This is a genomic window from Teichococcus oryzae, from assembly GCF_008386565.1.
In the GTDB taxonomy this organism is placed as follows: Bacteria; Pseudomonadota; Alphaproteobacteria; order Acetobacterales; family Acetobacteraceae; genus Pseudoroseomonas; species Pseudoroseomonas oryzae.
In genome coordinates this window covers 100779-113906 of record NZ_VUKA01000007.1, presented here as the reverse complement: position 1 = coordinate 113906, position 13128 = coordinate 100779, and the positions used below count along the sequence as shown (strand labels likewise).

The 13128-nt window shown below is 68.9% G+C and carries 12 protein-coding genes; 4 read left to right on the top strand and 8 right to left on the bottom strand.

Going from position 1 to position 13128, the window contains the following annotated elements; all coding sequences use genetic code 11:
* Window positions 1–2: 2 nt before the first annotated feature.
* On the bottom strand, window positions 3–1031 hold the full coding sequence (locus F0Q34_RS14455) for a sulfate ABC transporter substrate-binding protein (RefSeq protein WP_149812930.1): 1029 nt from the start codon (window positions 1029–1031) through the stop codon (window positions 3–5).
* 172 nt (window positions 1032–1203) lie between these two features.
* On the opposite strand from F0Q34_RS14455, the gene F0Q34_RS14450 reads away from it, so the two are divergent.
* Genes F0Q34_RS14450 through F0Q34_RS14440 form a run of 3 tightly spaced genes read left to right on the top strand, consistent with a single transcriptional unit; the run spans window position 1204 to window position 3550 of the window.
* Complete coding sequence (locus F0Q34_RS14450) at window positions 1204–2226, top strand: site-specific integrase (RefSeq protein ID WP_149812929.1); 1023 nt, start codon at window positions 1204–1206, stop codon at window positions 2224–2226.
* The gene (locus F0Q34_RS14445) at window positions 2223–2777 is read left to right on the top strand and encodes a hypothetical protein (protein WP_149812928.1); all 555 of its coding nucleotides are present in this window, start codon (window positions 2223–2225) and stop codon (window positions 2775–2777) included. Before F0Q34_RS14450 ends, F0Q34_RS14445 begins: the two co-directional genes overlap by 4 nt.
* Window positions 2774–3550, top strand: coding sequence for a segregation and condensation protein A (locus F0Q34_RS14440; protein WP_149812927.1), 777 nt, complete (start codon window positions 2774–2776; stop codon window positions 3548–3550). Before F0Q34_RS14445 ends, F0Q34_RS14440 begins: the two co-directional genes overlap by 4 nt.
* On the opposite strand, the gene F0Q34_RS14435 is transcribed toward F0Q34_RS14440, so the two are convergent.
* The gene (locus F0Q34_RS14435) at window positions 3507–4472 is read right to left on the bottom strand and encodes a 2-hydroxyacid dehydrogenase (protein ID WP_149812926.1); all 966 of its coding nucleotides are present in this window, start codon (window positions 4470–4472) and stop codon (window positions 3507–3509) included. The genes F0Q34_RS14440 and F0Q34_RS14435 overlap by 44 nt on opposite strands.
* Before the next feature lie 493 nt (window positions 4473–4965).
* On the opposite strand from F0Q34_RS14435, the gene F0Q34_RS21835 reads away from it, so the two are divergent.
* Complete coding sequence (locus tag F0Q34_RS21835; protein ID WP_161600888.1) at window positions 4966–5520, top strand: YcbK family protein; 555 nt, start codon at window positions 4966–4968, stop codon at window positions 5518–5520.
* A 15-nt stretch (window positions 5521–5535) separates the two neighbouring features.
* On the opposite strand, the gene F0Q34_RS14425 is transcribed toward F0Q34_RS21835, so the two are convergent.
* The 6 genes from F0Q34_RS14425 to F0Q34_RS14400 all read right to left on the bottom strand — a co-directional run bounded on the left by F0Q34_RS14425 (window position 5536) and on the right by F0Q34_RS14400 (window position 12948).
* Window positions 5536–6231, bottom strand: coding sequence for an SDR family NAD(P)-dependent oxidoreductase (locus F0Q34_RS14425; protein WP_149812924.1), 696 nt, complete (start codon window positions 6229–6231; stop codon window positions 5536–5538).
* 12 nt (window positions 6232–6243) lie between these two features.
* Window positions 6244–7773, bottom strand: a complete 1530-nt coding sequence (locus F0Q34_RS14420; RefSeq protein WP_149812923.1) for an ABC transporter substrate-binding protein — start codon at window positions 7771–7773, stop codon at window positions 6244–6246.
* Window positions 7774–7808: 35 nt separating this feature from the next.
* Window positions 7809–9461 (bottom strand): hydantoinase B/oxoprolinase family protein, encoded by a 1653-nt coding sequence (locus tag F0Q34_RS14415; RefSeq protein ID WP_149812922.1) that lies wholly within the window; start codon window positions 9459–9461, stop codon window positions 7809–7811.
* Complete coding sequence (locus F0Q34_RS14410) at window positions 9458–11530, bottom strand: hydantoinase/oxoprolinase family protein (protein WP_149812921.1); 2073 nt, start codon at window positions 11528–11530, stop codon at window positions 9458–9460. The genes F0Q34_RS14415 and F0Q34_RS14410 overlap by 4 nt, the downstream gene beginning before the upstream one ends.
* 176 nt (window positions 11531–11706) lie before the next feature.
* Window positions 11707–12111 carry a DoxX family protein gene (locus tag F0Q34_RS14405; RefSeq protein ID WP_149812920.1) on the bottom strand — a complete coding sequence of 135 codons (405 nt, stop codon included), beginning with the start codon at window positions 12109–12111 and terminating at the stop codon, window positions 11707–11709.
* 117 nt (window positions 12112–12228) lie between these two features.
* Window positions 12229–12948 (bottom strand): SH3 domain-containing protein, encoded by a 720-nt coding sequence (locus F0Q34_RS14400; RefSeq protein WP_149812919.1) that lies wholly within the window; start codon window positions 12946–12948, stop codon window positions 12229–12231.
* Window positions 12949–13128: the final 180 nt, after the last annotated feature.

Below are 13128 nucleotides of genomic sequence, written 5' to 3'. Positions count from 1 at the left end.
CGTCAGCGGCCCGGCTGGTAAAGGCGGTCGAACACGCCGCCATCATCGAAATGCCGCGCCTGGGCCTGTTTCCAGCCACCAAAGGCCGCGTCGTCGATGGTCACCATCTCCAGCGCCGGGAAACGGCTCCCGGCGGCGGCCAGCGCGGCGGCATCGCGCGGGCGATAGAAGTGGCGTGCGGCGAGGGCCTGCGCGTCCGGCTCATACAGCGCCCTGAGATAAGCCTCGGCCACGGCGCGCGTGCCGCGCCGGTCCACATTGCGGTCCACCAGCGCGACCGGCGGCTCCGCCAGGATCGACAAGGATGGGTACACGATGTCGAACTGCCCTGCGCCGAATTCGGCGAAGGCCAGATGCGCCTCGTTTTCCCAGGCCAGCAGCACGTCGCCCTGGCCACGCTGGACAAAGGAGGTGGTGGAGCCCCGCGCACCGGTATCCAGCACGGGCACGTTGCGGAACAGCGCCATCAGGAAGGCTTCCGCCGCTTTTTCGTCGCCGCCGGGCTGGCGCAGCGCCCAGGCCCACCCGGCCAGGTAGTTCCAGCGCGCCCCGCCCGAGGTCTTGGGATTGGGCGTGATGACGCCCACCCCCGGCCTGATGAGGTCGCCCCAGTCGCGGATGTTCTTCGGATTGCCCTTGCGTACCAGGAACACGATGGTGCTGGTGTAGGGCGCGCTGTTGGCGGGCAGGCGGGATTGCCAGTCGGGCGCGATCAGGCCGCGCTCGGCAATGGCGTCGATGTCATAGGCCAGGGCCAGCGTCACCACATCCGCGGGCAGGCCGTCGATTACCGAGCGGGCCTGGCGCCCCGATCCGCCATGGGAAACATTGGCGCGCAGGGTTTCGCCGCTCCGCTCCTTCCAGCGCGTGGTGAAGGCCGCGTTGAAGTCCCGGTAGAATTCGCGCGTCGGGTCGTAGGACACGTTGAGCAGCTGCACGGAGCGCGGCTGCGCCCCGGCGGCGGTTCCGAGGAAGGGAAGGGCGAGCGGAGCGGTCAAAACGGAACGGCGGGGCACAAGCAGGCGAGGCATGGCGATCTCCTGTCGGCATGAACCTGGCACCGGATGTCCGATACGATGACCGAACGAGGCCGGAAGCCAGAATAACCAAAAACAATCGCCAGTCCACGAAATCACAACATCGGACCGTGGTTACTCCCGGGTGGCGGCGCGTGCCCCGCCGGACTACACTCCCGGCATGCGCATGACGACACCAGCGAAGCTGCCGGAACAGGCTTCCGGCGCCCTGGCCGCGGCGGAGCCGGCGCCGCCCGCCCCCACGATCCTCACCGATGCCGGCGAGGCCGCGCTGGCTGCGGCGGAAGCCTATGCGCGGCAATCCCTGGCGCCGGAAACCCGCCGCGCCTATGCGACCGACTGGCGAAGCTTCACCGAATGGTGCGCCCTGGCCGGCTGCGTCCCGCTGCCCGCCGAGCCGGCGGCGGTGGCCGCCTATCTGGCCGGCATGGCGCAAACCCACAGCCGCTCGGCGCTGGAGCGCCGGCTGGCCGCGATCGGGCGCCAGCACAAGCTGCATGGCCACCCATGGTCGGCGGCGCATCCGGCGATCCGCACCACCCTGCAAGGCATCCGCCGCAGCCATGGCAGCCGCAAGCGGCAGGCGGCGGCGCTCACCTCGGTTGAGCTGCGCAAGCTGGTGGCCGCCTGCCAGGGCGACCTGGCCGGGCTGCGCGACCGGGCGCTGCTGCTGCTGGGCTTCGCCGGCGCGCTCCGCCGCAGCGAACTGGTCGGCATCGACCGCGAGCATCTGCGCTTCACCGATAGCGGGCTGCGCCTGACCCTGCCGCGCTCCAAGACCGATGCGGCGGGGGAGGGGGTGGAGCTTGGCATCACCCGCGGGCGGCGCCCCCAGACCTGCCCGATCCGCGCGCTGGAAGCCTGGCTCACGGCTTCCGACACGCGCTACGGCCCGGTGTTCCGCCGGGTGGACCAGTGGGGCAATATCGACCATGGCCGGCTGGTGCCCGAGGCGGTGTGGCAGATCCTGCGCCGCCGCGCCGCCCAGGCGGGCCTGACCGTCGCAGCCGGCGAGCGGCTGTCGCCGCACGGCCTGCGCGCCGGCTTCGTCACGGAGGCCTACATGGCCGGCGCCCGGGACGAGCAGATCATGGACCACACCCGCCATCGTGACCTGAAGACCATGCGCGGCTATGTGCGCCGCGCCAAGCTGGTCACGGAAAGCCCGGTGAAGCTGCTGGACCTGTGACGCCCGCGCCGGACCCCGACTGGCTTTACCATCATTTCGAGGCTGCGGGCGCCGAGGCCGAACTCGCCCGGTTCCGCGCCGCCGCCGCCGGCTCCGGGCTGGTGCCCTGGCAGCTCGACCTGCCGCGGCTGCAGGAGGACTGGCTGCACCTGATGCTGTCGGCGCCGCCGCAGACCCGTGGCATCAGCCTGGAAGGGGCGCGCATTCTGGCGGAGCAGCTGCGCGAGGCCGTGGCCGCGCAGCAGGAGCGGGCCAGATCCCTCATCGGCCAAAGCACCGCCTGCCCACTCGACCTGCACGCCTTGTTCCCCGTGCCGCCGGAGATCCTGGCGCTGGGGCCGGACCATCCGGAGGCGCGGAGTTGGCTTTGGCGCGAATGGGGCACGCCCCGCCCCCTGCGCCATGTGCGGGAAGCTCGCAGCACAGGCGGCGCGCTGCGGCTGCGCTTCTGGTCGGCCGATTGGAGCCCCTGGCAGGCCCTGCTGCGGCTTCGGCAGCGTTTTCCCACCCTGCGCTTCACCCTGCGCCCTGTTTATGAGGAGGGCGGATGAGCGAGGCGACCCCGGATCTCCGCCTCGGCGCTTATGAAGGCCCGCTGGACCATCTTCTGGAACTGGCGCGGGGGCAGAAGGTGGATCTGGCGCGGCTGTCGATCCTCGCCCTGGCCGAGCAGTTCGCCGATGCGCTGGATGCCGCCGCGCTGGACCGCCGCATTCCCCTGAGCCGGCTCGGCGACTGGCTGGTGATGGCGGCCTGGCTGACCCTGCTGAAATCCCGTCTTCTGCTGCCGCAGGACAGCCCCGAGGCACGGGAAGCGGAAAACGAGGCCGAGGCCTTCCGCCGCCGGCTGCAGAACCGCGCCTTCACCGAGGCGGCGCGGCATTGGCTGCTGCGCCGCCCGCAGCTCCGCCACGACCACTGGCCGCGCGGCATGCCGGAAGTGCTGGAGGAACGTGTCGGCCCCCGGGCGGACATCGTGGAATTGCTGCGCGCCTGCCTGAAGCTGTTGCAGCAGCCGCAGCGCGGCGAGGCCTGGCGCCCGGCGCCGCCGCCGCTCTGGCGCCTGCCCGATGCGATGCTGCGGTTGCGGCGGCTGCTGCCCGAGCATCCGGGCGGCGCGCCCATCACCGCCTTCCTGCCGCCGCCAGGTGCCTTGCCGGTGCAGCGGCGCGCCGCGCTCGCCAGCACCTTCCTGGCAGGGCTGGAACTCGCGCGGGAAGGGGAGGCGGCGCTGGATCAGGCCGCGCCCTTTGCGCCGCTCCATCTGGCGCCCGCTGCGGTCAGCAAACGAAATCGGCTTCCGCAACCGGCTCACCCCGGTTGAAGCGGTCGATGTTGCCGAACATCTGGCTGATGGTGGGCACGAAACTGTCCGCGGCCATGGCGGCGATGTGCGGCGTGCAGACCACGTTCTCCAGCGCCAGCAGCGGGTTGGAGGGGGGCGTCGGCTCCTCCTCATAGACATCCATGGCGGCGCCGAGGATTTCCTTCGCCTTCAGCGCCTCGGCCAGATCGCTCTCGATGACCACGCCGCCGCGCGCCACGTTGATGAGCACCGCCGTCGGCTTCATGGTGCGGAGGGCCGCGCGGTCGATCATGCCCCTGGTCTGCGGCGTCAGGGGGCAATGCAGCGACACCACATCGGCCTCCCGCAGGATCTCGGCGACGGAGGCGAAGGCAACACCCTGTTCCGCTTCCTCCTCCGGGCTGAGCGGACGGGTCTTGTTGTACAGGATGCGCCCCCCGAAGGGGCGCAGCAGCCTGGCGAGGTTCTGCCCGATCGCGCCAAAGCCGATAATGCCCACCGTCTTGCCGAACAGGCTGTAGCTGGCCTTGGGCAGGCTCATCGGCCGCCATTCGCCGCTGCGCAGGGAGGAATGACCCCAGGCCAGGTTGCGCAGCAGCGCGATGGTCAGTCCCAGCGCCGCCTCGGCCACCGGGCGGGCATTGCTGCCGGTGGTGCGGGCCACGGTGATGCCCTGGGCCCTGGCCGCTTCCAGGTCGAAATTGTCGACCCCCACGCCCCATTTGTGCAGCAGCTTCGCCTGCCGCGCGGCCGCCAGAAGTTCCTTGTCCACCGCGACCTGGCCCGAAACAAGGTAATCGGCGTCGGCAACGATCTGCCGGAGATGGCCTGCGTCGCGGCTGGTGGCGTGTTCCAGGGCCAGGCCGGCGGGCAGCAATTCACGCATGCGGTCGGCCGTCTGCGGGGTGATGGGGTCGAGCACAACAATCTTGCGGGTCATCCGTCGCCAGATCCTGGTTGCCAACGCTGAAACAAAGGTGCGCCCAATGCCTGGCGCCGCCGTGCAGCCTGTGGCGAAAGCAGCATGGTCGCAAGCTTTCCGACGCAAGCCCGGCAGCGCGGCGCTCCGCCAGCCGACCGAGGCATCACGGAATGACGTCGCGTGGCCGGCCATCCTGTGGCGGGAGCATCATTCATGGAAACAGCGGCGTGGAAGCTTGGCCCCATGTGATTCCAGCGATCGACCCTGCCTCATGGAAGCAAAACCAGAGAAGGATTCACCTTGCGACAATGCTTCTTCTTGGTTCTTTCACTTTCTCATTTTCGCGAATTTTGCGTTTTATGCGCCAAACTTGATCGCATTCGCGCGAGGATGGGTTCCGCCCCCCGAAGCTGCCGTTTACAGGATCGGCATGCGCCGCCGAGTTCTTTTTCTGACCGCTGCTGCAACCTTCGCCATCGCTGGCCCGGCATTGGGCAGAGCAGCCCGGCGGTTGCCCGATCCGCCGGGTGCGCGTCGCCTGACGCTGCGCCACGCCGCCAATGGAGCCACCTTCTCCGGCATCTATCACAACGGCCGGGAAGCCGATCCCGTCGCCCTGGCCGAGCTTTCCGAGGTGCTGGCCGATACCCGCACGGGCAAGGTGCGCAGCTTCGACCTGAACGCGGTTGACATCGTGTGGGACATGGGCCGGCGGCAGCGCTTCGCCGAGCTGGTCGTGCTTTCCGGCTACCGGACGCCGGAAACCAACCGGGCCGTGCATGGCGCGGGCGACAGCCAGCATCTGCGCGCCGCGGCCATGGACCTGATGATCCCCGCCGCGAAGTTCGAGGCCTTCGCCACCACTGCGGTCAAGTTCGCCCGTGGCGGCGTCGGGCTTTATCCCGATCAGGGCTTCATCCATCTCGATTCCGGACCGGCGCGCCAATGGGGCGGCGATGGCCGCGCGGTGATGGCCAGGGCGGCGCCCCAGGCGCCCCGCAAGTCGGCCGCCGAGATGCGGATCGACCAGATGGCCGAAGCCTGGGCAGCGACGCGCCGCCGCTGAAGATCCGGGCCGGCGCTAGAGCATGTCCTCGTGCCGGCAATTGACGAGAAGTTCCGCGACACTCGCGGTGTTGGGCAGGTGCAGCAGCACCTCCGCCAGCACCGCGATGTCCTCGGGGCGTGTCATCTTCTCGCGCGGCCAGTTGGTGACGTGGGACGTCATGTCGGTATCGACGAAGCCGGGGCAAAGCGCGCTGGCGCGGATGCCATGGTCATGGCCCAGGCGGCGCACTTCCTGCGTCAGCGCCATCACCGCGAACTTGCTCATGGCGTAGGCAAGATTGTCGTTGCGGACGCGCTTTCCGGACAGCGACGCGATGTTGAGAACGCGCCCGCTGCCGCTGGCCGCCAGATGTGGCCAGGCAGCGCGGATGACGCGCAGCGGCCCCTTGGTGTTCACAGTCCAGGCGGCATCCATGGCGGTTTCATCGGGGTCCAGCAGCGTGCCGCGGGTGTTGATCCCGGCGGCATTCACCACCGCGTCGATGCGGCCATGCCGCGCCACGGTCGCCGCCACCCAGCCCTCCGCCGCCCCGGCTCGCGCGGCATCGAAGGAATGATGCGACAATCGCGGGTGCGCGGGGAGGCTGGCGGTGCTCCGCACCCCGGCGCTGACCACGCAGCCCGCTTCCAGCAGCCGGTCCAGAATGGCGCGGCCAATGCCGCGGGTGGCGCCCGACACCATCACCACGCGGCCCTGCGGCATCAGCATCGTCGACTTCCCTCAGCCCAGCGCCGTTGTTTCGAAGGTCAGCCCTGAATAGAAGGTCAGAGCGCCCGGCAGGTTCTGGAATCCGGTCACGGCCCGCCGCATCGCATAGCCCTGGCTGCGCCAGGTCAGGCCCACAAGCGGCGCCTCCTCGATCGCCACCTTTTCCAGTTCCCGGTAGATGGCCTTGCGCTTCGCCTCGTCGAACTCGGCGCGGCCGGCGCTGAACAATTCCGAGATGCGGGGCGTCCGCAGGCCATGGCTGCGGACATAGGCCGCCGACAGGCTGCCATCGAGGATGTTGGACAAGCCATCGGGATCGTTGCTGTCCGCCGCCGTACCCATCATGGCGAGGTCATACTGGCCCCGGTTGCCGATGGCGACGCGGGTGGCCCAATCCGGCAGGTTCAGCGTCGCCTGAATGCCGATCGCCGCCAGATGCTGCTGCACCACCTCGGCGGAGTCCTTGTGCATGCCGTATTGCGCCGTGGACAGGAAGTTGCAGCTGAATCCGTTCGCCAGCCCCGCCTCCGCCAACAGCTTCCTCGCCAGGGCCGGATCGTAGTTCCAGCCATTCTTGAACTCAGGATTGTAGTAGGCGCTGTCTTCCGAGATGGGCAGATGCGCCATGGGCGAGCCACGGCCGAAGAACGCCGCCTTCACCAGATCCTCGCGGCGGATCGCATGCGCGACCGCCCGGCGCACCCGCGCATCGCTGAAGGGCGGCTTGCTGCCGTTGAACACCAGATACATGAAAGGGCCGTCAACCGCGTCGAGCTTCAATTCCGGATTGTCGCCGATGGCGCCCATGGATTGCCAGGGCACGTATTCGATCAGGTCGACATCCCCGGATTGCAGGGCGGCGACGCGGAGATTCTCGTCGGCATAGGCGACAACGCGGATCGCCTTCAGCTTCGGCAGCCCAGGCTTGTAGAAGCCCTCGAACGCCTCCAGCTCCAGGGAGGAGCCACGTTCCTGCGACTTCAGCACAAAGGGCCCGGCGCCGATGAAGTCGCGGCCGGAAGACTGGCGGGAAATGATGGGCAGGTGATAGCTGGCCATCCAGTTGGGCAGCGTCACCAGGGGAACCTTGGTCACCAGCCGGACGGTGCGGTCATCCGGCGTCTCGATCCGCTCGATGTTGCGGATCTCGGTCCGCAGATGGGCGGTGGACTTTTCCGACGCCACCTGCTCCAGCGTCCACTTCACATCCGCGGCGGTGACGGGCTCGCCATTCTGGAAGCGCGCGTCCCGCAGCCTGAAGATCCAGGTCAGATCGTTCTCGCGCGACCAGGATTCCGCAAGCTCCGGATGCAACTGGCCATCCGTCCCGTAGGAGGCGAGGCCACGATAGATCATCAGCTTGATCGTCGCCGCCGCCGTGCCGCTATTGGCCCAGGGCTGGATGTTGGGCGGATAGCTGGACAGGCCGAAGCGCAGCAGGCCCGCCGGCTGGGCCTGCGCGCCCCGGCGTCGCAGGAAGGGCAGCAATCCGGTGGCCGCGGCCCCGGCCAGGACGGACCGTCGAGTGGCGATGATGGCCATGCGAACTCTCCTTCGCTGCAAAGGCGACGATGCAATCAGATGCTCTGCGGATAGAACTCCCGCGCCGTCGCGACACTGATGCTGCCCTCGGCCAGGTCGCGGCGCACCGCGTCGGCGCCACGTTCGGCCGGGGGGCCGTATCCGCCGGCCCCGGGACTGACGATGGCGAACCATTGTCCCGCCTTCAGCTCGGCATTCGGGCCATCGAAGGTGACACCGGGGCCGCATTCGACGCGGCCCTTGGCACCGGCCCCACCGCCAAACAGCCCCCAGCTCCGTGAATGCAGCCGCGACAGGTCGATCCGCACCCGCACATCCTCATCGGCGCGGTAAACACGGCGCAGCGCCATGCCGCCCCGATGCCGGCCGACGCCCCCGGAATCCTGCACCAGCTCGTATCGCAGCAGGGTCAGAGGGTATTCGATCTCCAGTGCCTCGGCCGGCAGGTTCGAGGTGTTGGTGCCATGCACATGCACGCCATCCAGCCCGTCCTTGTTGAAGCGCGCGCCGGAGCCGCCGCCCATTGTTTCCAGATAGACCCAAAGCGCGCCATCCGATTTCCGGCTGCCGATGAAGCTGGCGACGGTGCAGGTCGAGTTGGAACATGCGGTCACGCGTTCGGGCACCGCCTGGGCCAGCGCGCCGAGGATCAGGTCCGCGACCCGCTGGCAGGCCTGCAGCCGACCGTTCACCGCCGCCGGATGCCGGCAATTGACGATGCTGCCTTCCCGCCCGGTAACGGTGAGCGGCCGCGCCAGCCCGGCATTGGGCAGGATGGTCGGGTCCACCACCGACTTCACCGCATAATAGGCCGTGGCCAGCAGGGCGGTGTAGGTCATGTTGATGCCGGCGCGCATCTGGTCCGGCGCATCGAAATGCAGCGCCATGCCGTCGCCCTTCACGGTGATCTCGACCGAGAAGGGCAGGCTGCCCTCGACCTCGGGGCAATCGAACACGTCATCGAAGCGCCACTTGCCGTCGGGCATGGCGGCGATGCCGGCCCGCATCTTGCGCTCGGCATAGTCAAGCAGCGCCTCGCCCGCCGCCAGGACGGTGTCGGTGCCATACTTCCCGCACAGCGCCTGGAAGCGCTGCACGCCGACGCGGTTCGCCGCCATCTGCGCGCGCAGGTCCGACAAGCGCTCCCGCGGCACCTGGCAGTTGAGCAGGATGAGGTTCTGGATGTCGGCCTGCAACTCGCCGGCGCGGTACAGCCGCACCGGGGGGATGCGCAGGCCTTCCTGATAGATATGCGCGTGGCCACGGTCGGCGAAATCGGAATGATGCGCCAGGTTGACGGTCCAGGCGGCGATGCGCCCCTCGACGAAGATCGGCTCCGCCAGCACGATGTCGGGGAGGTGCGTGCCGCCCCCCGCATAGGCGTCATTGCCGACGAACACATCGCCCGGCCGCATGTCCTCCACCCGGTGGTGCCGCATGATCGCCGGCACGATGCCGATGAAGCTGCCGAGATGGATCGGGATGTGCTCGGCCTGGCAGAGCGTCTCACCCTGGGTGTTGAACAATGCGGTGGAGCAATCCCGCCGCTCCTTGATGTTGGTGGAATAACTGGCGCGGATCAGCGCCTCGCCGGTTTCCTCGACAATGGAGGCCAGGGCTGCGCCGATGACCTCCACGGTTATGGGATCGAGCGGCATGCGCGCATCCCGCCGGAGGGCTTCGCTCATGCCGCCACCTCCAGGATCAGGTTCAGGCAGCGGTCCACCCGCGCCGCCATGCCGGGCGGCACCACAGTCGTGGTGTCCATCTGCTCGACGATGGCAGGGCCGGCGAAGCTGTTTCCGGGTTGCAAGGCGTCGCGGCTATAGATTGGCGTCACGACGAAGCCTCCCGCCTCGGGGAACCAGACCTGCCGCTCACCGGTGATGGCCATGCCGGCATCCGGCCCCGCTTCAGGATACGCCTTCAACTGCGCCTTCTTCACAAGGCCGGTGGCTTCCAGGCGCAAGGTGACCACCTGCACCGTTTCACCTTCCGCCACGAAGCCGTAGCGCTGGCGGTGCGCCTCGGCGAAACCGGCGCTCAGCGCCCGTAGGGTGGCAGCGGTGATGGCTCCATCCGGCAGCGGCACCGGCAGCTCGTAATTCTGCCCCTCGTAGCGCATGTCGGCCGTGCGGTTCAGGCGGCGTGCCCCGGGCGCGATGCCTTCGCCCGCGAACCACTCTTCCGCCCGGGCGGCGAGGGACCGGAAGGCTTCCGCCACCTCCGGCACCGCATCCTCCGTGGCCGGCAACAGGCGCGTGGCGGCGAAATCGGCACGCAGATCGGTCAGCAGCAGGCCCATGGCACACAGGATACCGGGATTGCGTGGCACCAGCACACGCTTCATTTCCAGTTCCCTGGCGAGCCTCGCGGCGTGCAGCGGCCCGCCGCCGCCGAAGGCCATCAGGGTGAAGTCCCGCGGGTCATGGCCGCGCTGGACGGAAATGACCCGGATCGCCCGCGCCATGTTGGCCGTCACCACCGACAGGATGCCCTGCGCGGTTTCCATAAGGCCGAGGCCAAGCTTTTCCGCCAGCCGCCCGATGGCCTCCCGGGCGAGATCCTGGCGGATCGCCATGCGGCCACCCAGCAGATGGGTCGGGTTGAGCGTTTGCAGCACCACATTGGCATCCGTGGTGGCCGGTTCCAGGTTGCCCTTGTTGTAGCAGACCGGCCCAGGGTCGGCACCACAGGAACGCGGCCCGACCTTCAGCAGGCCGCCCGCATCCACATGGGCAATGGAACCGCCGCCCGCGCCCACCGTGTGGATGTCGAGCATCGGCGCCTTGATCGGATAGCCATGCACCACCGCTTCCGAGGTCAGCTTGCAGACGCCATCCTGCAGCAGCGCCACATCGGTCGAGGTGCCGCCCATGTCGAAGGTGATGATGTTGCCGAACCCGGCCAGGGCGCCGATCGCCTGCGCGCCGACGACGCCGGTGGAGGGGCCGGACAGCACGGCCCGCACCGGCATGTTCGCCGCCGCGGCGAAGCCGATGACGCCGCCATTGGATTGCGTCAGATGCGGCGTCGCCGTCATTCCCAGTTCGCGCAGCCGTGGCGCCAGGCGCTCGATGTAGCCACGCATCACCGGGCCCAGATAGGCGTTCAGCACCACCGTCGACAGCCGCTCATATTCGCGGAATTCCGGCGCGATCTCGTGGCCGGCGCTGATAAAGGCGTCCGGCATCTCCTCGCGCAGGATGGCGACGGCGCGTTGCTCATGCTCCGGGCGGATGAAGCCATACAGAAAGGAAACGGCGATGGCCTGCACCCCCGCCTCGCGCAGCGCGCGCGCCGCCCTGCGCATGCGGGCCTCGTCCAGGGGAATTTCAACGCGGCCATCATGGCGCAGGCGTTCCGGCACCTCCAGGCGCAGGTCGCGCGGCACCAGGACGGGCGGCTTGTCGGCCTGCATGTCATACAGGTCGGGGCGCTTCTGGCGGCCGATCTCCAGCAGGTCGCGGAAGCCATCGGTGGTGACAAGGCCGGTGCGCACGCCACGATGCTGGATCAGCGCATTGGTCGCCACGGTGGTGCCATGGCCGAAATAGGCGACGGCGGCGGCTGGCCGGCCATCCGCCACAGGCGTCACGCGGCGCATGCCTTCCTCGACGCCTTGCGCGATGCCGCGCGAGGGATCGTCGGGCGTGGAGGACACCTTCCAAACCTCGACCCGGCCTTCCTCCTCATCGAAGAGGCAGATATCGGTGAAGGTGCCGCCCGAATCCACGCCCACGCGCCAACGCGTCATGCCGTGCGCTCCCCCGCGTTCGACCTCCGGAACAAATACTATCCGGTTTCGCGAGCGGATCGGGCAAGCCGCTTTTTGCGGCCGGCCGCCGATTGCCCTGGCACCTGCGCCCGCCGTGGGAACGGCGATATCAGGCCGGAAGCCGCGCAGGCTTCCCGGCTGCCTGCCGCCTGTTCTCAGCGCGCGCGCCGGCCCGCGGCGCCGCGAACGGCATCCAGGCTCCACGCGCCGCCGCCCGCGAAGACGAAATACAGGAACACAAAGCAGAACAGGATGGCCGCATCGCCGCCATTGTTGACGGGAAAGAAGCTGCGTGGGGCATGCGCGACCCAATAGGCCACGGCCATGGTGCCGGACATGATGAAGGCGGCGGGACGGACCCAGAGACCGACCACCAGCAGCGCGCCGCCGACCAGTTCGATGAGGCCGGCGAACCAGGACAGGCTGAAGGCGGCCGGTGAGGCGCCCGGCGGGAAGCCGAGGAACTTGGTCGTGCCATGCTCCAGGAAAAGCAGGGCGCTGACGATCCGCAGCACTCCTAGGGCGCGGTCGGCCCAAAGGCTGTTATGGGGAAGATCCATGAAAGAAGCTCCGTCAGTGAAAGCGGATTGACGGCAACTCTGGCATGGCTTTGCGGCCGCGTCGCCCAGAATGATGCCCCGCATATGATCCGCCTTTCCGGCCCGGAACCGGCCTCATCAGCGTGTCATGCTGCCATGCATCCAGCCTTCCGGCGCCTCGGCGCCGACCTCAAGCCAGCCGCCCGGCGCATCGCCGAACACCTTCAAGGCCGTGCCGCCCGGCACCACGCGCACCACCTGGCCGCCGCCGCCCGGATGGGCACGAAGGTTGCCATTCTGGCGCATGGTCACGACCCGGCCCTGGAAGCGGGGCGGCTCAGTGATCAAGGCAGGAGTGGGATCGGAGGGTGGCGTCGCCAAGGGCAGCGCGGCGCGTGGCTGCGGCGCCGGCACCTCGGGGCGCGCCACCTCCGGCAACCGGTCCGGCACAGGGGGCATGGGGGGCGGCGCGCCGGCCCGTTGCTGCGCCGGCGGCCCGCCATCCTCATAGCAGCGGGACACGGTTTCCACGAAAACGCGGGATGCGGTGGAGCCGGAGGTCGCGACATGCTGCTCCACCAATGGCGTCTCGCCCTCGCGCGGCGTCACCAGGGACACGAACAGGGTGAAGGCGCCGCCGCTGTTGGGCAGGCTGGCCTGGCCGCACACGGCGATCCCGCCCTGCGCCTGACGATACAGTTGCACGCCCCGCAAGGTGGTTTGCGGCCCGCCGGAACGGCGCAACTCGGCCTCGGCAGCGCTGTGTGCAGCCTTCAGCGCCGTCTCATCGGCACCGCCTTCCTTCTCGTCGCAGGCCGTGGCGAGCAGGGCCAGCGCTGCCACGATCGTCGCCTTCATGAATATTCTGGTCATTGTGGATCGTTGTAGCCCGGGTCGAGGGAGAAGGACGAACAACGTCCCTTCACCTCCGGCCGTTGCCGCCCCTCCTCATGACAAGGGGGCGGCAGGAGCGCGGCGCGGGGAGGGGGGGCGGAACGGCATGCGGGATGCCATCCCGGTTGGAAGGATGCGGCCTGC